A 22,851-nucleotide genomic window follows, 5' to 3' on the forward strand; every position below is an offset into this window, starting at 1 on the left:
CGCACTGGTCTCAGAAAGTGCTCGCACGCCCCTCGTGGCGGGCATGTGTCGTGCCCCACACTGGATTGCGGTGCCTGAGCCTTCGGAGCGCGGCGATGCTGGCCAGGTAGGCCCGGAATCCCCCGCAGATCCACTCATGACGTACGGGACGGATGGCGGAACGGCCGCAACCCTCCCGCTGCCGAACGCCGCCCACGATCCGGCGGCGATCACCCTGGAGGTCGCCCCCGTGCAGACCCAGACCCTCACCGACGCGGTGCCCGTGGTGCCCCCACAGGGCCTCGCGACCCGCCATCCGGAGACCGGCTCCATCAGGCCGGTTCCCGGCGTCATGGAGCCGGTCGACCCCGCGGAACAGGCGGGCTCCGCTGAGCCCGCCGGGCCTGAGGACCCCGCCGAGTCCGGCGCGGAGCCCGCCGAGGTGGCCCAAGCGCGGGACGCCGAACCGGAGGCACCGCCACGGCCCGACACCAGCGGCCCGTCATCCGATCTCTTCCGCCAGTATCTGCGGGAGATCGGCCGCATCTCGCTCCTCTCCGCAGCCGAGGAAGTGGAGCTGGCCCGCCGCGTCGAGGCCGGTCTCTTCGCCGAGGAGAAGCTGGCGAACACCCCGCATCTCGACAGCCAACACGCCCTGGACCTGGACAAGTTAGTCGTCCTCGGCCGGATGGCGAAGCGCCGTCTGATCGAGGCCAACCTGCGCCTGGTCGTCTCCGTGGCCAAACGCTACGTCGGCCGCGGCCTGACCATGCTCGACCTTGTCCAAGAGGGAAACCTCGGACTGATCCGCGCCGTGGAGAAGTTCGACTACGCGCGCGGCTACAAGTTCTCCACGTACGCGACCTGGTGGATTCGCCAGGCCATGTCCCGCGCCCTCGCCGACCAGGCCCGCACGATCCGGGTCCCGGTCCACGTCGTCGAGCTGATCAACCGCGTCGTCCGCGTCCAGCGCCGCATGCTCCAGGAGCGCGGCTACGAGCCCACCCCCGCCGAGGTCGCCGACCAGCTCGGCCTCCCCCCTGAGCGGGTCAGCGAGGTCCTCCGGCTCGCGCAGGAGCCCGTATCACTGCACGCACCGGTCGGCGAGGAGGACGACGTAGCACTGGGCGACCTCATCGAGGACGGCGACGCCGCCTCGCCCGTGGAATCCGCCGCCTTCCTGCTGCTGCGCGAACACCTGGAAGCGGTGCTCTCCACCCTCGGCGAACGCGAACGCAAGGTCGTCCAGCTGCGCTACGGCCTCGCCGACGGCCGCCCCCGCACGCTGGAGGAGATCGGCCGGATCTTCGGCGTCACCCGCGAACGCATCCGCCAGATCGAGTCCAAGACCCTCAACAAGCTGCGCGACCACGCCTTCGCGGACCAGCTCCGCGGCTATCTGGACTAGGCCCCCATCGGGTTCCACGTGAACGCGTCCGGATGGGTCTGCTCGCGGACCGTCCCGTACTGCTGGCGTATCGACTGGCCCACGGGCAGGTCGTCGCCCGGGTCGAGCACCTGGCTGGCAGCCGAGGGCCATACCGGAGGGCTGTGCGGCGACAGCGTGCCGTGCGCGACGCCGAGCGCCCACGCCGCCTGCCGGGCCGCTCCGATCGCCGCGTAGTCGGCGGGCTCCGGCACCACGACCTGGGCGGCGAGCAGTGAGGGCGCGATGGCCTGGACGGCCGGGAGGCCGGCGGCCGGGCCCAGCAGGAACACCCGGCGCACCTCCACGCCGCGTCCGCGCAGTACGTCCAGCGCGTCCGCGAGCCCGCACAGCATGCCCTCGAAGGACGCCCGCGCCAGGTGCTCGGGCTTCATGCTCTCCCGGCGCAGGCCCGACAGTGTGCCGGCCGCGTGCGGGAGGTGGGGTGTGCGCTCGCCCTCCAGGTAGGGGAGCAGCACCAGGCCGTGTGAGCCGGGAGTGGACTTCAGGGCCAGTTCGGAGAGCCCTTCGAGATCGGTGCTCAGCAGGTCGGCCGTGCCGCGCAGGGCCCGTACCGCGTTGAGCGTGTGCACCACCGGCAGGTGCATCCCGGTGGCGTCCGCGTACGAGGTGATGGTGCCCGTGGGGTCGGCGAGCGCCTCGTGGTGGACGGCGAAGACCGAACCCGAGGCGCCCAGGGAGACCACCGCGTCCCCCATGGAGACGCCGAGGCCGAAGGCCGCCGCCATGGTCTCGCCCGTACCGGCGGATATCAGCAGGCCCTCGGGGGTGTGCCCGGCGGGCTCGGCGGGGGCGATGACCTCAGGCAGCCGCACCGGGTGGCCGAGAGCGAGCTCCACGAGGTCGGAGCGGTACTGGGCGGTCGCCGCCGACCAGAAGCCGGTGCCGGACGCGGCCCCCCGGTCCGTGGTGCGGCGCGCGGGCCGCCCCAGCAGCTGCCACACCAGCCAGTCGTGCGGCTGCATCACCTCGGCGGTGCGCCGCGCCGCCTCGGGCTCGGTGCGCGCCAGCCAGCGCAGCTTCGTTATCGCCTGGGCCGACTGCGGAACGGAACCCACGGCCTCGGCCCACGCCGCGCGCCCGCCGAGCGCGTCGACCAGGTCGGCGGCCGCCGACTGGGCGCGCTTGTCGTTCCCGACCAGGGCCGGCCGTACGAGCACGCCGCCCGCGTCCAGTGCGAGCAAACCATTCTGCTGCGCCGAGACACCGATGGCCTGCACGCCTTCGAGCAGCCCGCCCTCGGCGGCCTCACCCAGCGACAACAGCCACGCCTGCGGATCGACATCGCTCCCGCTCGCGGGATGCGGCGCGTATCCCTGTTTGAGTACGGCGCCTGTGTCGGTGTCGCAGACGACGACGCGTGTGCTCTCAGACGAACTGTCCAACCCGGCGACTATCCCCATGGGTCCCGATAATGCCTTATCGCTCGCGTGATGCGGCCAACCGGGAAGCAGGGAGGAGGCCCGGGGCGCTGCCCCGGGCCTCCTCCGTGGTGCTGGGCGGGGGCTACGTGTTGCTGGTGCCCCAGTCGTCCTCTGTGAGATTGCGCTGCTCCCGCAGCGACTGGACCCGCTCCGAGACGGAGTCCGGCAGCCGGTCGCCGAGCTTGGCGCTGACCGCGTCGAACGCCTTCCCCGCGGCGTCCCGCCCGCTCTGCGCGGCGGCCTCCGCCGTATTGCGGACCGCCGGATTCTGGGAGACCCGCTGCGCGCTCTTGCGCAGCTGCTCGTACCGCTCGCGACCGGCTCGTGCGCCGAGCACGTACCCGACGGCTACTCCGGTGATGAACGTCAGCCGGTAGCGCATCACTCCACCTTCCCTGGCTCCTCCGCTGCTGGGACACAACAGACCCGCTGGGTCGTGCTGCCCGCCTACCCACCAGGGCCGCTTCTCACCCGCGGGGGAACCGATTGGCGGAGCACCCCCCTGCTTGCGCTAATGTATGTGTCGCAGAGAGCGCGCGCCCTCCGGGAAGCCGGGGGGAGGCGCAATCGACGCACACGGAGCAATCCCCTGTAGCTCAATTGGCAGAGCAGCCGGCTGTTAACCGGCAGGTTACTGGTTCGAGTCCAGTCGGGGGAGCTCGGTCCCCTGTAGCTCAATTGGCAGAGCATTCGGCTGTTAACCGGAGGGTTACTGGTTCGAGTCCAGTCGGGGGAGCAGAAGAAAGGGCCCCGTCAGGGGCTTTTTTCATGCGCCCACGCACGGATTCCCGATCTTCGGGAACCATGCGCGGACGCCCGCAGTCCTCATGGTTGCGCGATGCGGCCCCTCAGGGGCAGCAGATCGTATGAGCGGCTATGCTGCGGCAGACGGCGCGCACAGATGTGCGCGACGCGCCGTTACGGGGCGGTAGCTCAGCCGGTTAGAGCAGCGGACTCATAATCCGTCGGTCGTGGGTTCGAGTCCCACCCGCCCCACTCTGCCGCTCGCGAGAAGAATCGTTCTGAGCTGCACGACCGCGGTGCCGAGTGCTCTCGCGACAGTGGTGGTGGCCTTGGGTTCGGGGCCGGATGAAGGTCCAGTGGCTCGGTGGTGGCCCGCGTGCCCGCCCTGCAAGACACCACCCCACCAGACGCGATCGATGTGTCCTTCGCAGTGCCAGGCGTGACCTGTGAAGCCATGGCTCGTGCAGCACATGCTGGAGCCTGGCCATCGCCGACGGGGGCTGCCTGCGTGGTAGGCGCGAGCGCTGATGTGGGAGCGATGTTGGCGATGTACGCTGGTTATGTACATCGTGTACCCAAGGGTGGGTGGTCCGACATGTCCGTAACCCAGATCGATCTCGACGACGAGGCGCTGGCTGAGGCGATGCGCCTCATGGGCTCGTCGACGAAGAAGGACACCGTGAATTCGGCCCTGAGGGACTACGTCGCCCGGGTCAAGAGACTTGAGGCGGCGGAGAAGCTGGCCGAGCGGGGCGAGCGCGGTGAGTTCGAAGCGGCCGCGGCCGCCCATGACGCCGCCAAGCGCGGGCGGCGGGCGGCCTTCGAGTGATCACGTATCTCCTCGATGCTTCCGCTTTGTGGCATCTCTTCCGTACGCCGGGGGCGCTGCGGTCCTGGGAGGGACACATCGCCGCCGGCGTGTTCCGGATCTGCGAGCCCACGCGCACCGAGTTCCTGTACTCCGCCACCAGTCCGGCCCATCGCGACGAGCTGGCTGACGAGCTGGACGCTCTGTGCCCGCTTTCGCCGGTCCCCAAGAACGCCTGGCGCTGGGTCGACACCGCTCAGTACAAGCTCACGCAACAAGGACAACACCGATCCGCGGGAGCCATCGACCTCCTGGTGTGCGCGACGGCGGTGCACCACGACCACACGGTGCTCCACGTGGACAACGACTATGTGACCGTGGCGGCGGTGCTCAAGGAAGTGCGGCAGCGCGACGTCCGCACCGCCGGCTGACAGCTGGTCGTGCTGGTGGGAGTCGGGGCGTGCGAATCTCGGATGAGCCGCGCTCCGGGTTCGCGCCCGTCCTGCACGCAGACGTCGTGCGGCGCGTGCGCGCCTACTTGAGGTCGATCATCCGAACGGGCTGGCCGGTGATGCGGGCGATGGTGTCGAAGTCGCGGTCGTGGTGCAGCAGTGTCAGCCCGGACTGCTCGGCGACCGCGGCCAGGAGGAGATCGACGGCCCCGGCGCTGCGGTGTTCGCCCTTGGTGGTGAGCTGTTCTTGCACGACGCGGGCGCGCCGGTAGACGCCCTCCGGCATGGGGCACCAGGCGAACCAGGCCAGGCGCTCCTGGATGATCTCGCGGTCCTTGGCGGAACGGGTGGAGTAGAGCAGTTCCAGCTCGGTCAGATCGCACAGGGCGACGAGACCGGCGCCGATGCGACGTTCCCACTCCTCGGTGGCCTGGCGCAGCAGGACGCGCGCGAGTGCCGAGGTGTCGATGAGGTAGTCCGGGACACTCACAGGGCGGGCCTGCCCCGGTAGTTGCGCTTGTCGAAGAGGAGTTCCACATCGAGAGCGCCGTCTTGGGCGAGGTCTTGCAGCTCGTGCAGCGCGCGCAGTCGGCGGTTGCGGTCGACGATCTCGCGCAGCGCGGTGTTGATCGTGTCCCGCTTGGTCGTGGTGCCGAGTTCCCTGGCGGCCGCCTCAAGCGCTTCGTCGTCGAGATCGATGACGGTTCGGCTCATGTTCTCCACCTCTCGATATACCTGATCGCATGTATCAATATACCTGCTCGAATGTATCAGGGGAGGGTGGGTTCCCCGGAAGCCCGTCTGGCCGGAGGGTTCGCCGGTCCGGCAAGACGGTTATCGCGCCGGGGGTGCTGTCGGCCTCCGCTCAGTCCCCGCGGCCCGTCGCCGCCACCGTCACGCCCAGGCCGATCATCGCGAAGCCGCCCGCGCCGCCGATCATCGACAGGCGGCGGTCGGAGCGGGCGAACCAGGTGCGGGCGGCCGACGCGGTCAAACCCCACAGGGTGTCCGTGATCAGGCCGATGGTGATCGGGACCAGACCGAGCAGGAGCATCTGCGCGGGCAGTCGGCCCGCCGAGTGGTCGACGAACTGGGGGAGTACGGCGGCGAAGAAGACGATCCCCTTGGGGTTGGTGATGCCGACCACGATGCCTTCTGCGATGGTGCGCAGGTCACCGCGGGCCGGTTGCTCCGACGGGGTGGGGGAGCCCATCGTCAGCTCGCCGCGGCGGCGGAACGCCTGGACGCCGAGGAAGACCAGATACGCGGCTCCCGCGAGTTTCACGGTAAGGAAGACGGCCGCCGAGCGTTCGACCAGTGAGCCCACCCCGAGCGCAACGGCTACGACCAAGAGATACGAGCCGAATACGTTGCCCAGGACGGTCGCCAGTGCCGTCCGGCGGCCATGGGCCAGCGCACGGCCGATGACGAAGAGCACGCTGGGCCCTGGCACCACGATCACCAGCAGCGACATTACGGCGAACGCGAGCAAACGGTCGGTGGACACCATGTCCCTCACCCCTACGGCATTGAACCAGGTGGTGCCCGGCGGTGTCCGGTGGTGTCCAGTGGTGTCCGAGTGGTCGGAGAAACTCAGAGGTGCCAGGCGAGGCTTTTGGTTCGTAGGGTTCGTACGGTTTCGGCAATCTTCTGTGATGTCCTGTGCTGTCCAGGGAAGCGGAAGGTCCGTTCTCGGCCGGTGGGGCGAAGCCGTGGCCGATGGGGAATGCCGGAACGCGGTGCGGCTGGGAGGTCACTCCTTGTTATGGCACTCGGTAACCGGGGACGGACGGCCAGCGCACGGTCAGTACGACCGACTCCTCCTCCGCGAGCCAGGAGTGGTCCACGCCGTGGCCCCAGACGACGTAGTCGCCCTCCTGGGACAGCAGCACGCTGCGGCCGGGCAGTTCGACGCGGAAGCGGCCCCTGATCAGGACGAGCAGGGCGGTGCGCTCCTCGCCGGTCACCCACTGGGCGCGTGCGTCACCGGGCGGGTGGACGCCCCACTTGATCTCCACGGCCTCGCTGTGGCGGGGGTCGTCGGCGTCCTTGAAATGGCCGAGGAGCCACCCTCGGTCCAGTGCCGCGTCCCGGCCCGCGTTACCCACATAGACACTGTCAGTCACGGGAGCGGACGCTAGCAGCCGGTCCCGTTCCGGGTGTTTGCGCGTGCGCCGGATGCCCGCGCTGGATGGCCGGGCCGGGCCCGTGTGCCGGTGACCGGTGGCGTTCTTCTGTGTTCTTCCGCGTTCTCCGGCAGTCCGTAGGGCGATCTTTGGCGCCGGTTTCCAGTGCGCTGGGCGGGCGTTGATTTCCTCCTGCCCTTTGCGCGTGGTGGAAAGGCGTGGACGTGGGGCGGGTGTGCGGTGGGGACCGTTCCGTGGGGGGTGAGGAAAGCGTATGGGGATGTCACCTACGGGGAATTCGCGGGTTTGCGGGGGAGGGGGAGTGCGTGGGGTCTGAGCTGCCGCGACCGTTCGAGGGTTCGCTGGGTTCAGCGCATCCCTCTTCCCTATAGGGGCGGGTCGCTCTTGCGGTGTCGGTGCGGGTGGGGTGGAAAGGGAACGGTGGCACTCCAGCAGCTCCTTCCGGGTCATGGGAGATAGCGAGGGAATTCCGTGGCGAATAGAGGCCGTTGTCGGATCGCTTAGGGGTGTCTAGGGGTTGACAGGAAAGGGTGGAGGGCGCTCGGACCTGGTAAGCGGACAGGGGGCTCGTGGCGCCCGGGCGGCGTGCGCGGCGTTATCGCGGGCGGCCATTCCGGTGTGGGAGGACCAGTCCGGAGGTCATCGGGAATTCACCGGACACGAGCGCGGGGCGGGCCGTGGGCCAGCGCGTGGCGTGGTGCGGGGCCCGGGCCGCCCGCCAGGGCTGGTGCGGGGCCCGACGGTGGCCGCCGCGCCGCCCTGGGCCGCTTCGGCGCTGGTGGAGCGTGCCGCGCGCCGGGCGGTGGCGATCAGGGCGCGGCTCTCCGCCGGCCGCGTCGGCCCCGTTGGAGGACGGGGCCGGTGCCCTGGGGATTCTCTTCGATCATGAGCTGGGAAAAATCTTCCGGCAGGTGTTCCGTCGCGCTCCGTGTCGGTGTTCGCGGCAAGAGCGGCATGCGGATAACAGGGTAGGGACCGGCAATACGCGCAGTGTTGGTCGTGACGTTCCGTGATCGTCTACGCGAATATGCGTGGTAACCCGTGGGGCGGGTGTGTAATGATTCCCCGGCCCGACGCACTAGGCTCCGCTCGAACAGCCCGCCGGCCATCGGGGCCGTTGGGGCATTACTCGACAGCTGAGACATGGAGGCTTCAGGGATGCGTGTCGCCGCACTGAGCGCGCACCTTTCTCCTTTCTCTCTTCCGCAATCTCTGCCGACGCCCGATCGCGCGGTGCGACCTGATCGCCGCCCCCCGGATCGCGGCGGGCCCGACCCCGGTCGGCGGTGCGCCGCGCCGGGCACCGGAAGATCAGGCCGGAACGGCACCGGCCATTTCTGCCAGTCCCCCCGGCACGGATATGACAAGGTGCCCGGATACAACGGCAGGTTCCTGCTAGTGAGGCGATTGTCGTTGAGCTGCGTCGAACCTCTCGGCGCCGTACGGTCGGCTCTATGAGGACCCAGCCATTTCGCCCGCGGTTAGCGGGTCCCGCCCCGAGGGAGCACGGCGCTCCGCACGGCGCGCCGTCGCTCGGCCCGGCGAACGGCAGGGGAGCACACGGCCGCAGCGGACGCGGTGTCCCGCGCAGAGAGGCGGCTGGGCGGAACGCGACCGCGTGGAAGGCCCGTCCGCGGCGATCAGCCGGCCCGGGGTCGGTCATCCCGGCGACGGCTGAGCGGACATCAGCCGACGGGGACACCGTCGGCGGCCGTATCACCAGCACGACCAGCCGCGAGACAGCCGGCCGCAAGTCGGTCAGCTGTGAAACGACCAGCCGCAGAGCAGTCCATCAGGAGACGGCCACGGGACGGCCGACGGAGTACGGGGCCGTCGGCGCGGGTCGGGCCACGCCACCGAACACGCCACCGGAGTGGGTCATGACCGGCTCACGGACAACCACCGGGGCGCCACTGCGGGGCGGCATCACGGTGGCGGCGAGGCGCAGGCCACGGAGCCGGGCCGAAGCCGGTCCCGGGGCGGTCGGGGAGCGGGGAAGCCGTCACAACGGCGGCGCCCGCCCTCAGCGGCACCGCCTCGCGGAGCGGCTGAAACGGCGCCACCCAGGCGGCCCGGCGGGGCGTTGAGCCCGGCCCGGTCCAGCGGTGCGCGCCACACGTAGGTGCAGGCGTAAAGAAACGCAACGGGGGATCACCATGAAAGACGCCGCGCTGTCCAGCACGGGCGTGTCCGATACCGAGCCATCCACGCTGCGCATCGGGGTACTCGGCCCCATGGAGGTCAGGGCGCGAGGAGAGAACCGTACGCCCTCGGCGCCCATGGCCCGGCGCGCGCTGGCCGTTCTGCTCATCCACGCCAACCGGCTGGTGACGACGTCAGCGCTGATCGAGGAGCTGTGGGAGGAGGAGCCTCCCAGGCTCGCCCGTAAGACCGTGCAGACCTACGTCTACCAGCTGCGCAGGGCGTTGCAGAGCCCGTCGGGCCCCTCCGACCGGCTGGAGACGTGCCCCAACGGGTACCGGATCAACCTGCTCGTGGACGAGCTCGACCTGTGGGAGTTCGAGCGGCGGGTCACGCAGGCGCGGCGGGCCCTGGGCAAGGGAGACGCCCTCAACGTGGTGGCGACGCTGCGTTCCGCGCTGGCGCTGTGGCGCGGTGACCCCTTCGCCGGGCTGGAGGCCGGTCCGGTGCTCGCGGCGCGGATCACGCAGATCTCCGAGGCGCGGATCAGCGCGCTGGAACTGCGGATCGAGGCGGAGCTCCAGCTCGGCCGCCACCGCGGCCTGCTGGGTGAGCTGCGGCAACTGACCGCGGCGCACCCCGTGCACGAGGAGTTCACCGCGCAGCTGATGCGCGCGGCCTACCGGGCCGACCAGCGCAGCATGGCCCTTGACGCGTTCACCAGGCTGCGCAGGAACCTCGTCGAAGATCTGGGCATCGACCCGTCGGAGCGGTTGCAGAAGCTCCAGTGGGACGTCCTGAACGAGTCCCTCGAACTCGATCTGCCGCCCGCCAGGGCCGGGGCGGTCACGCTGACCCCGCAGGCCCCGGCCGAGCCGGGCCAGCCCGCCGCGGCCGCTCCCCTCGCTCCGGCCGCGCCGCCCGCCCTCGCCTACACGCCCCCGGCGACCCGCGCGCCCGCTCAGCTCCCCGTCGACACGGCCGACTTCACCGGCCGCCATGAGGAGCTGGAGCGGGTGGCCGAGCTGGCCAGGCCCCGAGGTGAGGCGCGCACCGCGCCCCGGCTGATCACCGTGCTCGGTGGCGCCGGTACGGGGAAGTCCGCGCTCGTGGTGCGCGCCGCGCACGCCCTGCGGGGCCAGTTCCCCGACGGGCAGCTGTACGCACGGCTGCACGACCGCGAGGACCGGCCGGTGCGGCCGGCGACCGTGCTGCGTTCGCTGCTGCGCGACCTGGGGCACCCGGTCCCCGAACTGCCCGAGGACACCGATGAACTGGCGCGCGTCTTCCGCAGCTGGAGCGCGGAGAAGCGGCTGCTGGTCCTGCTGGACGACGCGGACTCCGCCGACCAGGTCCTGCCGCTGCTGCCCGGCGGGGGGAACAGCACCGTGCTGATCACCTCACGGGTGCGGCTCCCCGGCCTGCCCGGCGCGGCCACCGTGGAGCTGGGCCCGATGGACACCGACGACGCGGCCGACCTGTTCGCCGCGCTCGCCGGTCCCGAGCGGGTGGGCGCCGACTCGGCGGTGGCCCGCCAGGTGGTGCGGCTGACCGGGAACCTGCCCCTGGCGGTGCGCGCGGCGGGCGAGAAGCTGGCCGCACGGCCCATGTGGTCGGTCACCGACCTCGCCGCGCGGCTGGCCGAAGAGGACCAGCGGATCGCCCAGTTGCGCACCGGTTCGTTCGATGTGCTGGCCCGGCTTGCCAGCGCTTGTGCGCGCCTTGACCGCACCGCGTACCAGGCGTTGACGCTGCTCGCCACCGCCGGCGCCGAGCCGTTCAGCATCGAGCGGGCGGCGCAGCTGCTCGGCGTGGACGTCTGGACCGCTGAAACGCTGGTCGGGCAGCTTCTCGACCACTGTGTAGCGGAGATGACCGGGACCGGCGGGGACCACGCGCCGCTGTTCCGTATCCCTGTGTTGATCCGTTTGTCAGTGCCCGCACACGAACCGGCCACCGCCGAGCTGCATGTGCTGCCCGGAGCGCGGGAGCGGACCGTCGTCGCCACCGCCGGGTCCTCCGCCTAGCGCTAAACCCGCCCTTTTCCCAGCCTTGAACACGCCTTGGACGCGGGGCCCGAGGATCGTCCTGGAGCGTCGGACAGTGCTCCGGCCTGCCACCTCCTGACCGCACACCGACCGCGATGGAGCGGCCGGCGGGCAATCAGGGGGCCGGGCAGGGAGAAGGGGGGTGCCTTATGGGGAGCAGCGGATGGCCGCTCATACCCGCAGGGCTTGACGTGGAGGTCGTCGCGGCGGGCCTCAGCGAGATCGGCGGATGTCGCTTCGAGGTCCACAGCGCCGCTGACCGTGGCACGGACTCCGGTTCTCACGCCGGGGTCCGTTCCGACCCGGCCCACGACCGGGACTGACGCCGCTACGCCACGTACAGCCACCAAGCCACGCGGCGGACAAGCCGCCACGGTCCACCAGGACCACTGCGCGCGTCGCGCGATCACGCACTGACAACGGAGGACGAACCAACATGCCAGATCTGGAGTTCGGACAGCTCGACGTCCGGTACGCCGACCACTCCACGCTGGAGCTTTCCGGCGGTGTGGAGCTGTCGTACGAGGTCCGCGGTGAGGGCCCGGCCGTGACCATGCTCAACAACTTCGCCATGGTCAGCCCCTTCTGGCATGGTTTCACCACCCAGTTCGAGGACGACTTCCAGCTCATCAACTACGACCTGCGCAACCAGGGAAACTCCAAGCCGGGCCCGGAGCCGGTCCGCTTCGTGGACCACGTCGAGGACCTGAAGGCGCTCCTGGACCACCTGAAGATCGAGAAGACGTACCTCATCGGTACCTCGATCTCCACGCTCATCGTCCGGGACTTCGCCCTGAAGTACCCCGAGCGCGTCGCCGGGCTGGTCCTGGTGGGTCCCGCCTTCTCGCCCAACGGCGGGCTGCGCCGCGAGCTGGTCACCCGCTCCTGGGTGGCGAGCCTCGACTCGGGCGGCATCCCGCAGTTCTTCAACCACCTGTACGCGATGTCCTTCTGCGACCAGACGATCAACGGCGGTGGGCTGCCCGCCTACCTGGCGCTGCGTGACAGCTTCGCGTCGCTGTTCACCGCCGAGGGCATCAAGGAGAACTTCCTCGCCTCGCTCAAGCTCGACGACAGCCCCGACCTGCTGAACCAGCTGACAGCCCCGACGCTCCTCATCCTCGGCGACGGCGACTTCTCCTGGAGCGACTCGGTCATCGAGGACGCGCTGGCCCGTATCCCCGACTCCCGCGCCGTGACCCTGCCCCGCGCCGGTCACGTGCCGTTCTTCGACGCCCCGGACGGATTCCAGAAGGCGGCGGGCGAGTTCCTGCGCGAGCTGGTGGCGGCCGACACGGCCACGCCCCCGGCTTGATCCTTCATCTGGCGGGGGAACGAGTGGCGCGGCCCGGCCCCGCGCGCGGCACGCATCGCGGCGGACCCCTGAAGCCCGCGTGCACCGGCGCGGTTCGTTCCCCCCGCCGCCCCATCGCGACCATCCGACAGTCTCCGCCGTTACGGGCGGGCTGCCCGCACTGTCAAAAACCCTGGGAGAAGCACTCATGACGATACGTCTGCTGACCGGGGCCACCGGCTTTGTCGGCGGCACCGTGGTCCTGGAACTGCTGGAGCGCACCGAAGGCGTGATCTACGCCATGGTGCGCGGCAGCGACGACGAGGTGGCACAGAAGCGGCTGCACGAGGCGCTGAACGGCCTGGCTGAGGGCTACGGACGGCCGGACCTGGCCACGGCGATCCATGAGCGTACCCGGGCCGTCCGCGGCGACATGACCGTCGAGGGCGGCGGCGTCGACCTGAGCACGGCACCGCGCGTCGACGAGCTGTGGCACTGCGCGGCCTCCCTGCGGTACGAGGAGGAGTACCGCGAGGAGATCGAGGCGCAGAACATCGGCGGCACCCGGAACATCCTCCAGCTCGCGAAGAGCCTCGGCGCCACGACGTTCAACTACGTCAGCACGTCCTACGTCGCCGGTGCCAAGCGCGGCGTGGTCTTCGAGGAGCGGGCGACCGACACCGAGGTCGCCAACAACAGCTACGAGCGGTCGAAGATCCAGGCCGAGCAGCTGGTCCTGGCCGCCGCCGACGAGATGCGTGTCCGCGTCCTGCGCCCCAGCATCGTCATCGGGCACAGCGTCACGCGGCACGGCATCAACTGGTCGGGCATGTACGGCTTCGCCCGCCAGGTGCTGCTGTTCAAGCGGATCGCCGGGCGCAGGCTCGGTGTCGAGATGATGCCCGACACCCAGGTGCGGCTGCTCGCCGACCCCGACTCGCGGCTGAACTTCGTGCCGGTCGACATGGTGGCCCGCAACGCCGTCAGCATCGCGCTGTCCGACTCGCCCGAGACGTTCTTCCATCTCGCCAACTTCGAGCAGCCCACCACCAGCGACATCATCTGCACCGTCATGGACCTGGTGGGGCTCCCGAGCCCGATCTGGGCGGCGGACGACACCGACTTCACCCCGGTGGACGAGATCTTCGACAAGGGCATGGACTTCTACCGCCCGCACATGAAGAACAGCAAGACCTTCGACCTGACCCACACCGACGCCGTGTGCGGTGAGGACGCCTCACGCGCACCGATGGGCATCGAGGACCTGGCCGAGTACGTCCTCTACTTCCTGCGGCAGCAGCGGGGATTCGACGAGAGCGCCGGTCTGGGACGTGTGGTCAAGCCCACGTCCAAGCGACTGCGCGTGGCCTGAACCGCGGCGGCCGCGCCCTGCGACACGGCGGTCGCGGCCGCCGCATCCCCCGTACAGACGAGCTGAGCCTGCGGACACATGCGGGCAGTGAATGGAGGACCAATGCACAGCCCGGAAGCAGTCGCTGAGAAACTGCGCATCCTGCTGGAGGACATCGTCGGCGGCGCCGTGCCGCTGGACGAACCGGGTGCCCGCACGGTGCCGTTGTGGAACCTCGGCCTGACCTCCAGCGGGTTCATGCGCCTGCTGGACGCCATCGACGAGTCCTTCGGCGTGGAGTGGGACCTGCTGGACTCGGTGGACGCCGTGTCGTCGTTCGACAACCTCGTCGCGCACATCGCCGCCGAGCCCGACAAGCGCCAGGTCGCGCGGCAGGGCGGACAGCAGTGAGCCGCCGCAGGATGGCGCTCGCCACCGCCCCCGCGGAGGCCGCGCGCAGACACCCCTCCGTCTCCATCCACCTCGACCGCCCGCTCGACCTGTTCCCCGACGCCGGGACGCAGCTGAGCTTCGCCCAGTTCCACCAGCGCGTGGAGCGGGCCGCCGCGCTGCTCGCCGACGCGGGGGTCACCAGCGGCGGTCGGGTGCTGATCGTCAAGCAGCCCAACTTCGACGTGCCGCTGCTGGCCTTCGCCTGCGCCCGGATCGGTGCCGTACCCGTCCTCGTCCACGAGGCCGTCGGCGCCAAGTCGCTGGGCTCGCTGGTCACGACGGGTGAGCCGGTCGCCATCATCACCGACGCCAAGACCGAGGCCGACGGCACGCTGGACGAGGTGGCGTACGATGTCGCGCCGCGCTGGTACGTGGGGGAGAAGGGGTCCTACGGCGGTTCCCTGGGCGACCTGGCCGGTACGGAGCTGCCGGAACTGGTCCTTCCGCCGCAGGACTCACCTCAGCTGGTCACGCACAGCTCGGGCACCACCGGCGTGCCGAAGCTCGTCGTGCACTCGGTCAAGAGCTTCGCCGGACACGCCAAGCCGCAGGTCATGATCGGCCGGGTGCTGCGCGTCAGCGACCCGCTGCTGATGTGCCTGTCACCCGTGCACGCCCGCAGCATGTCCGGGATGCTCGCGATCCTCGCCCTCGGCGTGCCGCTGGGCTTCATGGTCGACCCCGAGCCGTCGAACGCCGCGAAGATGATGGCCCGGGTGCGCCCCGGCCTCCTGGAGACCGTGCCCAACGTCTTCATCCGTTGGGAGGAGATCGCCGAGCGGCAGCCGGAACTCTTCGCCCGGATACGCCTGTTCCTCAGCTCCTTCGACGCCGCGCACCCCCGGACGATCCGGGCGCTGCTGAGCGTCGCGCGCCCCAAGGCCCGCTACCTCCAGGCGTACGGCCAGTCGGAGACGGGGCCCGTCACCGTCAAGCTGCACCGGCTCGGCGCCGGATGCGAGGACGGCCGCTGCGTGGGCAAACCGGTCATCGGCCACACGAAGATCCGCATCTCCGGCGACGAGGGCGCCACCACCCTTCCCAAGGAGACCCCCGGCGCCATCTTCGCCCGCTCCGGCGGCATCACCCCCAGCTACATCGGCTACCCCGACCAGCGCAAGAACGGCTGGTGGGCGATGGGGGACTACGGGATGGTCAGCAAGAAGGGCTGTCTGCACCTGTACGACCGGCTGGTGGACCGCAGCAGCGGCGTGGACAGCCTGCTCGCCACCGAGGACCACATCCTGGAGAGCATCAGGGAGCTGACCGAGGCCGTGCTGATCCCGGTCGACGACGGCCCGCCGGTGCCCCTGGTGTGCACCCGGGGCGATCTGCCACTGGACCCGGTGGCCTGGTCGGCGGCCGTCGAGGGGCTGCCGCCGCTCGCCGAGCCCGTGCACTGCAGCTGGGACGACATCCCGCACACCGCCACCTGGAAGGTCAAGCGCCTTGAGGTGTCGCGCCGCCTCGCCACCGGCGAGCTGACCCGTCTCGCGGAACGGTAAGAAGGAGCACGAGATGACGACCGATCACCGAAGCGCCGCCGACGACCCGCACGCGGCGCGGCTGGCCGCGATGACACGCGGCGTGGAGAGGATGATCCCCGTCCCGGCGGGGCACCGCGCCCCCAGGCTCAACGCCACCGAGGCGGCCCACGAGCTCGGCTGTGCCGAGCCCATGGTCCAGCTGCTCGTGGACGCCGGCTTCCCGGCCGAGGAGACCCCGGACGGGCCGCGGTTCGACTACCACGACGTGATGAACCTGGGCCTGCAGTCCGGCACCGGCCGGTCGGTGGCCGAGCTCGGTGAGCGGTCGTGCATGCGGCTGGCGACCGGGCAGGTGAGCGCCTGGACGGCCGAGCGCCACTGGCGGGTGCGGCTGGCCGCTTCGTGCGACGCCTGCCCGGACACCGTGCTGACGCCGGTGCCGCCCGCGCCGAAGGTGATCGGCGGGGATCTCCAGGAGTGGCAGCCGGGCGCCGACGGGCCGCACACCGCTGAGGCGTTGCTCACAACGCGGGGCTCCCAGAGCAGTCCGCGCACCGATGCCGTACGGGACATTCACGACCAACTGCTTGACGAACTCGCCACCGGCACCTACCAGTACGGCTGGATTCCCGGCACGCTCCGCGCGGACCCCCGCGCGGCGCTGGCGCACCGCATGGCCGACTGCGTGGTCTCCGCGTGGCTGATGCGCGAGCGTGCCCAGGAGGCAGGACTCAGGGCGCGCACACGAAAGGGCTTTCTCCTAGGGCTTATCGGGGTCGAGCACGCCTGGACCGAGGTGTACGAGGAGGGGCGCTGGCTTGTTCTCGACCCCGTCCTCGCGTACCTCGGCGGACGCCAGCGCAACACCAGTCCGGAGTTCGCCGACTTCTGCCGCGGCTCGGTCCACAATCGTGTGCTCGCGTGGGACAGGACAGCAGAGGAGCCGCTGGCCGATCACGTCTGCGCCAATGGTGGGCGAATTTTGGTCGATTGCCGCCCACTGCCTCTCACAAGCTGATCTGATCTTCTCCGACACACCCCCGTCGGGGCCGTTACCGCTGGCTCTGAAAGCACCAACCAGGAGGATCTGATGTTCAACAAGCTGGCAGCGCTGGCGACGAATCGCAGAAAGCTGGTACTCATACTGTGCCTGTTTTTCTGCGTGGTCGCCGGAGGGCTGGGTGGCAGCGTCAGCAGCAAGCTGTCGTCCGGCGGCTATGAGGTGCCCGACGCGGAATCAAGCAAGGCGAGTAAGGCGCTGACCGACCGCTTCGGTACGGGCGAGCCCAACCTGGTGCTGCTGGTCAAGACCCCCAAGGGCGTCGACGAGGCGGAGACCGCCCGCAAGGGCGCCGAGCTCACCAGGAAGATGAGCGGCGAGGACGGTGTCCAGTCGGCCGCCTCGTACTGGACGGCCGGCAAGGACCCCTCACTGCGCAGTGAGAAGTCGGACTCCGCGCTCCTCCTGGCCCACCTGGAGGGCGACGAGGACGAGGCCGAGGACTACCTGGAGAAGCTCCTCCCGCACTACGAGGACGGCTTCCAGGGGCTGAAGATCGAGTTCGGTGGGAAGGCTGAGGCCTACCGCGAGCTCACCGTGCAGACGCAGGACGACTTGCTCATCGCTGAGATGATCGTCCTGCCCGTCACCTTGATTCTGCTGATCCTCATCTTCCGTGGCGTCATCGCCGCGCTCTTGCCACTCGCTCTTGGAATCGTCTCCATCATCGGCACGCTGGTGGTGCTGCAGATCCTCGTATCGTTCACCGACGTCTCGGTGTTCGCTATGAATTTGACCACAGGGCTCGGCCTGGGGCTAGGGATTGACTACAGCCTTTTCGTGGTCAATCGATACAGAGAGGAGCTCCGCAAGGGCGCGACGGTCGAGGAAGCCGTTTCGACCAGTTTGCGTACTGCCGGGCGCACGGTCCTCTATTCGGCCATTACCGTCATGCTGTCGCTGTCCGCGCTGCTGCTGTTCCCGATGTACTTCCTGCGGTCCTTCGCCTACGCGGGTATCGCGGTGGTCGCCTTCGCCGCTCTCGCCACACTGGTGATGCTCCCGGCGCTGCTCGCCGTCATCGGGCTGCGTATCAACAAGTGGTCCTGGACCAGGAACAAGAAGGCCAAGACGGTCGAGGAGGGCTTCTGGCACCGCGTCGCCACCAAGGTGATGCGCCGCCCGATCCCCTTCGCCACCGGCGTCATGATCATCCTGCTGGTGCTCGGCGGTCCGTTCCTCGGCATCAAGTTCAACCTCTCCGACGAGCGCACCCTGCCCGAGGACGCCGAGGCTCACCGGGTGGGCACCACGATCTCGCAGGACTACTCGGCGAAGGAGATGGAGCCGGTCATGGTCGTCGCCGAGGGAATCGGCGACCCCAAGGCGAAGAGCGCCCAGATCAGCGAGTACGCCACGGCGCTCTCCCAGCTCGACAACGTCTCCCGCGTGGACTCGCTGACCGGCTCGTACGCCAAGGGCCGCCAGGTCGGCAAGCCGGGCGACGAGTCCGCCAAGTACGCCAACACCAGCGGCACCTGGCTCTCGGTCGTGCCCTCGGTCGGCGCCTACAGCGACGCGGGCCAGGACGTGGTCCGCGATGTCAGGGCCCAGGACGCGCCGTTCGACGTCAAGGTGGGCGGCATAGCGCCGGCGTTCCGGGACACCATGGACTCGCTCACCGACCGGATGCCGTACAGCATCGGTCTGATCGCCATCTCCACGTTCGTCCTGCTGTTCCTGCTGACCGGTAGCGTGGTGGTGCCGATCAAGGCGCTGGTGCTGAACCTGTTCAGTCTCACCGCCACCTTCGGCGCCATGGTCTGGATCTTCCAGGACGGCCACCTGAAGTGGCTGGTCGGTGACTTCACGGTCACCGGGGGCATCGTCGCCACCACACCCATCATGATGTTCTGTGTGGCGTTCGGCCTCTCCATGGACTACGAGGTGTTCCTGCTCTCCCGCATCAAGGAGGAGTACGACGCCACCGGCGACAACACCCGCTCCGTGGCCCTCGGCCTGGAGCGCACCGGTGGCATCGTCACCGCGGCCGCCCTGCTGATCGGCATCGTGTTCGCGTCCTTCGCGATCTCCGGCATCACCTATATGAAGATCCTCGGCGTGGGCATGGCGCTGGCCGTGCTCATGGACGCCACGCTCGTGCGGGGTGTCCTCGTCCCGGCCTTCATGCGGCTCGCGGGCAAGTGGAACTGGTGGGCGCCCGCCCCGATGGTGCGCCTGCACAAGCGGATCGGACTCAAGGAGGGCGGCGACGACCCGGTCGTCACGCCCCAGGCGGACAACTCCGCCGAAGAAGCGGAAGTCCGCCGCTGACCGCGGGCTGTCACCGCTGACCCGCGCCGGTGGGGCCCACGAGGCCCGTGGGCCCCACCGGCGCCGGCACCACCCTCATCTCCGCACCCAGACACCGTACGAACACGCGGGCTCCGTACGACGGCGTACGCACCGCATGACCACGTACGCACGGTATGACCACGTGCGCACGGCATCACCACACGCACGGCATCACCACATACGCACTGTACGAGCACGCCGCGTCACGCGCGCACACGTGCACGCGCGGACACACGTCCGCAGATCACCAGGGGGAAACCGTGAGCGACCAGCCGACACCGGGTCACCGACTGCTGCTTGAGTTCATCGACATGCCGGAACTCCTGGACTCCGTCGGCCGCGACGCCGACCTGACCGCGGCGGGCCTGAACTCCGGCGACCTGATCCGGCTGGCCCTGGCCATCGAGGACCGCACCGGCGAACCGCTCGGGGACGACGAGCTGGCCGAGCTGCACACCCTCGACGGCATCGACCGCGTCCTCGTCGCCCGCGGCGCGGAGTCAGCCGTCACCGAGGGGGCCCACTGATGTGGATGGCCAACTTCGTCAAGCGGCACCGGCAGCGGCGCCCCGACGCGCTGGCCGTGGCGGCCGCCGACCACCAGCTGACCTGGCGCGAGCTGGACGACCGCACCGACTCGTTGGCCTGCGCGCTGCTCGACCGCGGCGTCCGCAGCGGCGAGCGCGTCGTGGTCAGCTCCCGCAACCGCGCCGAGGTACTTGAGCTGTACATCGCCGCGGGGAAGGCGGGCATCGTCGTCTGCCCCGTCAACCACACCTTCCCGGCCCCCGAAGTCGAGCACGTGGTCGCGAACGTCGATCCCGTAGCGGTCTTCGCCGAACAAGCGGTCCTCGACCGGCTCGGCGACGCGTTCGGCGACGCCTGGCAGATCGCCCTGGAGTCGCCCGCCTACCAGACCATGGCCACGGGCCCCGTCCGGACCCTGCCGCTGCCCCTCCAGGACGACATCTACGCCATCCTGCACACCTCGGCCACCACAGGCCGGGCCAAGGGCGTCGTGGTCACCCACCGCTCCGTCTCCGCCTGCTACACGGGCCTCGCCGCCGAGACCGGGCTCTGTGCCGACGACGTCATGATCAACCCGTGCCCGCTGTTCCACGGCAGCGTGGTCATCGGGCTCGCCGTCCTCGCCGCGGGCGGCACCCTCGTCCTCCAGCAGGACTTCACTCCGCAGCGGTTCCTCGCCGACGTGGCACGCCACCGCGCGACCCGCGCGTTCCTGGTGCCTTCCATGGTCCGTTTCGCGCTGCGCACCAAGGCGTTCGCCTCCGCCGACCTGTCCTCCCTCACCGACGTCATGTTCGGCGGCGCGCCGATGCCGGAGGACCTGCTCCGGGAGGCACTTGAGCGCTTCCCCTGCCCCTTCCGCAGCATTTACGGCATCACCGAGGGCGGCGGCCCCATCGCCACCATGGCCTTCGACACCAGCCACCTCGCCGAGGGCACCGACGAACTGCGGCTGCGCTCCGCCGGGCAGATGCTGCCCGGCTGCCACATCGAGATCCAGGACTCGGCCGGACGCCGGGTGCCGCCCGGTGAGATCGGCGAGCTGTGCGTACGCGGCGACGGCCGGATGCTCGGCTACTGGCGCGACGACGCGGCCACCGCCGCCACCGTCAGAAACGGCTGGCTGCGCACCGGCGACGTCGCCTACGCCGACCCCGAGGGCTACCTCTACCTCGTGGACCGGCTGGGTGACGTGCTCATCCGCGGCGGCCAGAACGTCTACCCCGCCGAGATCGAACGCGTCCTCGCCACCCAGCCCGGCGTGCGGGACGTCGCCGTCGTCGGCGCCCCCTCCGAGGAGTGGGGCGAGGTGCCGGTGGCGTTCGTCGCCGCCGGGCCCCAGCCACCCGAGGCGTCCGCCCTGCTCGCCGCCTGCGTCGCCGAACTCGCCAGCTACAAGCGCCCGGTGCGGGTCGTCCTCGTGCCGGAGATCCCGCGCAGCACGGCGGGCAAGGTGCTGCGCCGGGTGCTGCGCGACCAGCTCGCCCAGGAGTCGGCAGCCGCCGTCGCCGCCGTCCGGACCAAGGGGGTGTGAGGCGCTGTGCGAGTCGCATGCGTGGGCGCGGGCCCCGGCGGGCTGATGCTCGCCCTGCTGCTGCGCCGGTACGGAGACCACGAGGTCGACGTCTTCGAACGCAGCCCGGCCGACGCCACCTTCGGGTTCGGCGTGGTCTTCTCCCGGCTGAGCCTGGCCCGGCTGCGCCAGGCCGCCCCCGACGTGGTCGCCGCCCTCCTCGACCAGGGCGCGCGCTGGGACGACGTGGAGGTCAGGCGCGACGGCCGGCGGGTGCGCTCGTCGGGCCACGGCTTCGCCGCCGTGGAGCGCCGCGCGCTGCTCGCCAGCCTGCGCCGCCTCACCGAGGAGTCCGGCGCCCGGGTGACGTACGAGTCGGAGGCCGACGCCACCGCACTCCTCGACAGCTACGACGTTGTTGTCGCCGCCGACGGAGCGGGCAGCCGCACCCGCACGGCCCTCACGGGGCAGTGGGGCGCGCGGGTGGTCACCGGGGAGAGCCGGTACGCCTGGTTCGGCGTCGAGCGCGCGTTTGACGCCATGACGTTCCTGTTCGGCAACGGCGGCTACGGCCCCGTCGGCGCGCACGTCTACCCGTACGCCGAGGACAAGTCCACGTTCCTCGTGGAGATCAGCGCGGACACCTTCCGGGCCGGTGGCTTCACCGACGGGCACACCCGGCCGCCGGGCTGGAACGACGAAGAAGCCATGGACTACTGCGCCAAGGTCTTCGCCGACGACCTGGAGGGCGCCCGGCTCATCGGCAACGGCTCCCGCTGGCTGACGTTCTCCCACATCGAGGCCGAACGCTGGTCCACAGGCCGCCTGGTGGGCATCGGCGACGCCGTGCACACCGCGCACTTCTCCGTCGGCTCGGGGACCACCATGGCCCTGGAGGACGCCGCCGAACTCGCCCGCTGCCTCGACAAGGCCGACGAGACCGGGCTCGACGCGGCGCTCGCCGCGTACGAGAAGGCCCGCCGCCCCATCGTGCAGGGCATCCAGCGGGCCGCCTGGGCGAGCCGCCGGATGTGGGAGCACCAGCACGAACACGCCGACCTGGACGTCGGGACGCTGATGCTGCGCCTGCTCAGCCGCAGCGGGCAGTCCCCGGCGGACCTGCTGCTGCGGCTCGACAAGGGACTGGCCGAGCGCTGCGGGCGCGAGCTGACCGGCCTGCCGCCCGAACCGGTCGCCCGGCTCGTCACGGCGGGCGAGCCCGTACAGCCGGGGGACGCCGTCCTGCTCGGGGCGGCCTGCGCCCCGGGTCCCGTGCCCGCCGACGCGGAGACCGTCCTGCTGGAACTGGCCTCCCCCGCCGAGGACGCCACTCTCGTACGGCACCTGCGGGAATGCCGCGCCATGGTGCCCACCGCCCGCGTGGGAGTCCTGCTGCGCGCCACCGAGCCCGCCGAGGACCCCGTAGGGGAGACCGTCGACCGGATCGCCCGGCTGGTGCGCGACATCGCCCTCGACGTGGTCGCCGTGGCGCCGGGCGGCGGCAGCCCGGCCGACAACCGCACCGCGCAGATGGCCCTGAGCGAGCGGGTCCGCGCCGTGACCGGCACGCCCACCGCGTATGTGTGCGGCCGCGGCGAGCTCGGCCAGGGCTGGACCCATGTGCAGTCGGCGCGGGCGGACTTCGTATGGACCGACGCCACCGGGTGACCGGGTGTCGA

20 protein-coding genes and 3 tRNA genes are annotated in these 22,851 nt (G+C 70.4%); 17 read left to right on the forward strand and 6 right to left on the reverse strand.

The annotated features are described in order from the left end of the window. Positions 1 to 43: 43 nt before the first annotated feature. Positions 44 to 1,387, forward strand: coding sequence for an RNA polymerase sigma factor (locus tag AC5P1B_RS17135; RefSeq protein ID WP_493888051.1), 1,344 nt, complete (start codon positions 44 to 46; stop codon positions 1,385 to 1,387). Here the strand turns inward: AC5P1B_RS17135 and AC5P1B_RS17140 are convergent. Next, the gene (locus AC5P1B_RS17140; protein WP_493888052.1) at positions 1,384 to 2,829 is read right to left on the reverse strand and encodes an FGGY family carbohydrate kinase; all 1,446 of its coding nucleotides are present in this window, start codon (positions 2,827 to 2,829) and stop codon (positions 1,384 to 1,386) included. The two genes, AC5P1B_RS17135 and AC5P1B_RS17140, sit on opposite strands and share 4 nt — an antisense overlap. Positions 2,830 to 2,932: 103 nt before the next feature. Continuing rightward, the gene (locus AC5P1B_RS17145) at positions 2,933 to 3,232 is read right to left on the reverse strand and encodes a YtxH domain-containing protein (protein WP_493888053.1); all 300 of its coding nucleotides are present in this window, start codon (positions 3,230 to 3,232) and stop codon (positions 2,933 to 2,935) included. 203 nt (positions 3,233 to 3,435) lie between these two features. On the opposite strand from AC5P1B_RS17145, the gene AC5P1B_RS17150 reads away from it, so the two are divergent. The 5 genes from AC5P1B_RS17150 to AC5P1B_RS17170 all read left to right on the forward strand — a co-directional run bounded on the left by AC5P1B_RS17150 (position 3,436) and on the right by AC5P1B_RS17170 (position 4,833). Next, a tRNA-Asn gene (locus AC5P1B_RS17150) sits at positions 3,436 to 3,508 on the forward strand. Between the two features lie 5 nt (positions 3,509 to 3,513). Further along, positions 3,514 to 3,586 (forward strand) — tRNA-Asn (locus AC5P1B_RS17155). 186 nt (positions 3,587 to 3,772) lie between these two features. Next, positions 3,773 to 3,846: transfer RNA gene (locus AC5P1B_RS17160), tRNA-Ile, on the forward strand. 343 nt (positions 3,847 to 4,189) lie between these two features. Next, entirely contained in the window at positions 4,190 to 4,423 is a 234-nt protein-coding gene (locus tag AC5P1B_RS17165) for a type II toxin-antitoxin system VapB family antitoxin (protein WP_493888054.1), read from the forward strand. Continuing rightward, on the forward strand, positions 4,420 to 4,833 hold the full coding sequence (locus AC5P1B_RS17170) for a PIN domain nuclease (RefSeq protein WP_493888055.1): 414 nt from the start codon (positions 4,420 to 4,422) through the stop codon (positions 4,831 to 4,833). Before AC5P1B_RS17165 ends, AC5P1B_RS17170 begins: the two co-directional genes overlap by 4 nt. Positions 4,834 to 4,936: 103 nt before the next feature. On the opposite strand, the gene AC5P1B_RS17175 is transcribed toward AC5P1B_RS17170, so the two are convergent. The 4 genes from AC5P1B_RS17175 to AC5P1B_RS17190 form a co-directional block, all read right to left on the reverse strand. After that, a complete protein-coding gene (locus AC5P1B_RS17175; protein WP_493888056.1) occupies positions 4,937 to 5,344 on the reverse strand; it encodes a PIN domain nuclease in 408 nt (135 codons plus the stop codon). Continuing rightward, positions 5,341 to 5,568 carry a type II toxin-antitoxin system VapB family antitoxin gene (locus AC5P1B_RS17180; protein WP_493888057.1) on the reverse strand — a complete coding sequence of 76 codons (228 nt, stop codon included), beginning with the start codon at positions 5,566 to 5,568 and terminating at the stop codon, positions 5,341 to 5,343. The genes AC5P1B_RS17175 and AC5P1B_RS17180 overlap by 4 nt, the downstream gene beginning before the upstream one ends. A gap of 151 nt (positions 5,569 to 5,719) precedes the next feature. Continuing rightward, complete coding sequence (locus AC5P1B_RS17185; RefSeq protein ID WP_493888058.1) at positions 5,720 to 6,364, reverse strand: LysE family translocator; 645 nt, start codon at positions 6,362 to 6,364, stop codon at positions 5,720 to 5,722. A gap of 253 nt (positions 6,365 to 6,617) precedes the next feature. After that, positions 6,618 to 6,980 carry a cupin domain-containing protein gene (locus AC5P1B_RS17190; protein WP_493888060.1) on the reverse strand — a complete coding sequence of 121 codons (363 nt, stop codon included), beginning with the start codon at positions 6,978 to 6,980 and terminating at the stop codon, positions 6,618 to 6,620. A gap of 2,177 nt (positions 6,981 to 9,157) precedes the next feature. Between AC5P1B_RS17190 and AC5P1B_RS17195 the strand changes: the two genes are divergently transcribed. The 11 genes from AC5P1B_RS17195 (at position 9,158) to AC5P1B_RS17245 (ending at position 22,840) form a co-directional block, all read left to right on the forward strand. After that, positions 9,158 to 11,170 (forward strand): AfsR/SARP family transcriptional regulator, encoded by a 2,013-nt coding sequence (locus AC5P1B_RS17195; RefSeq protein WP_493888061.1) that lies wholly within the window; start codon positions 9,158 to 9,160, stop codon positions 11,168 to 11,170. A 170-nt stretch (positions 11,171 to 11,340) separates the two neighbouring features. After that, positions 11,341 to 11,514, forward strand: coding sequence for a hypothetical protein (locus tag AC5P1B_RS17200; RefSeq protein ID WP_493888063.1), 174 nt, complete (start codon positions 11,341 to 11,343; stop codon positions 11,512 to 11,514). 113 nt (positions 11,515 to 11,627) lie between these two features. Continuing rightward, entirely contained in the window at positions 11,628 to 12,506 is an 879-nt protein-coding gene (locus AC5P1B_RS17205) for an alpha/beta fold hydrolase (protein ID WP_493888065.1), read from the forward strand. Between the two features lie 187 nt (positions 12,507 to 12,693). After that, the gene (locus tag AC5P1B_RS17210) at positions 12,694 to 13,857 is read left to right on the forward strand and encodes an SDR family oxidoreductase (RefSeq protein ID WP_493888067.1); all 1,164 of its coding nucleotides are present in this window, start codon (positions 12,694 to 12,696) and stop codon (positions 13,855 to 13,857) included. Between the two features lie 102 nt (positions 13,858 to 13,959). Beyond that, entirely contained in the window at positions 13,960 to 14,247 is a 288-nt protein-coding gene (locus tag AC5P1B_RS17215) for a hypothetical protein (RefSeq protein WP_493888068.1), read from the forward strand. Beyond that, positions 14,244 to 15,794: a class I adenylate-forming enzyme family protein gene (locus tag AC5P1B_RS17220; protein WP_493888069.1), complete on the forward strand. Its 1,551-nt coding sequence runs from the start codon at positions 14,244 to 14,246 to the stop codon at positions 15,792 to 15,794. The genes AC5P1B_RS17215 and AC5P1B_RS17220 overlap by 4 nt, the downstream gene beginning before the upstream one ends. Before the next feature lie 13 nt (positions 15,795 to 15,807). Then, positions 15,808 to 16,794 (forward strand): transglutaminase domain-containing protein, encoded by a 987-nt coding sequence (locus AC5P1B_RS17225; RefSeq protein WP_493888071.1) that lies wholly within the window; start codon positions 15,808 to 15,810, stop codon positions 16,792 to 16,794. Positions 16,795 to 16,866: 72 nt separating this feature from the next. After that, positions 16,867 to 19,110 (forward strand): MMPL family transporter, encoded by a 2,244-nt coding sequence (locus AC5P1B_RS17230; RefSeq protein WP_493888072.1) that lies wholly within the window; start codon positions 16,867 to 16,869, stop codon positions 19,108 to 19,110. Positions 19,111 to 19,391: 281 nt separating this feature from the next. After that, positions 19,392 to 19,658 (forward strand): phosphopantetheine-binding protein, encoded by a 267-nt coding sequence (locus tag AC5P1B_RS17235; RefSeq protein ID WP_493888073.1) that lies wholly within the window; start codon positions 19,392 to 19,394, stop codon positions 19,656 to 19,658. 5 nt (positions 19,659 to 19,663) lie between these two features. Further along, positions 19,664 to 21,193, forward strand: a complete 1,530-nt coding sequence (locus AC5P1B_RS17240) for a class I adenylate-forming enzyme family protein (RefSeq protein ID WP_493888074.1) — start codon at positions 19,664 to 19,666, stop codon at positions 21,191 to 21,193. 6 nt (positions 21,194 to 21,199) lie between these two features. After that, the gene (locus AC5P1B_RS17245; protein ID WP_493888075.1) at positions 21,200 to 22,840 is read left to right on the forward strand and encodes an FAD-dependent monooxygenase; all 1,641 of its coding nucleotides are present in this window, start codon (positions 21,200 to 21,202) and stop codon (positions 22,838 to 22,840) included. The last annotated feature ends 11 nt before the right edge of the window (positions 22,841 to 22,851 follow it).

This window comes from Streptomyces sp. A01, assembly GCF_059026195.1.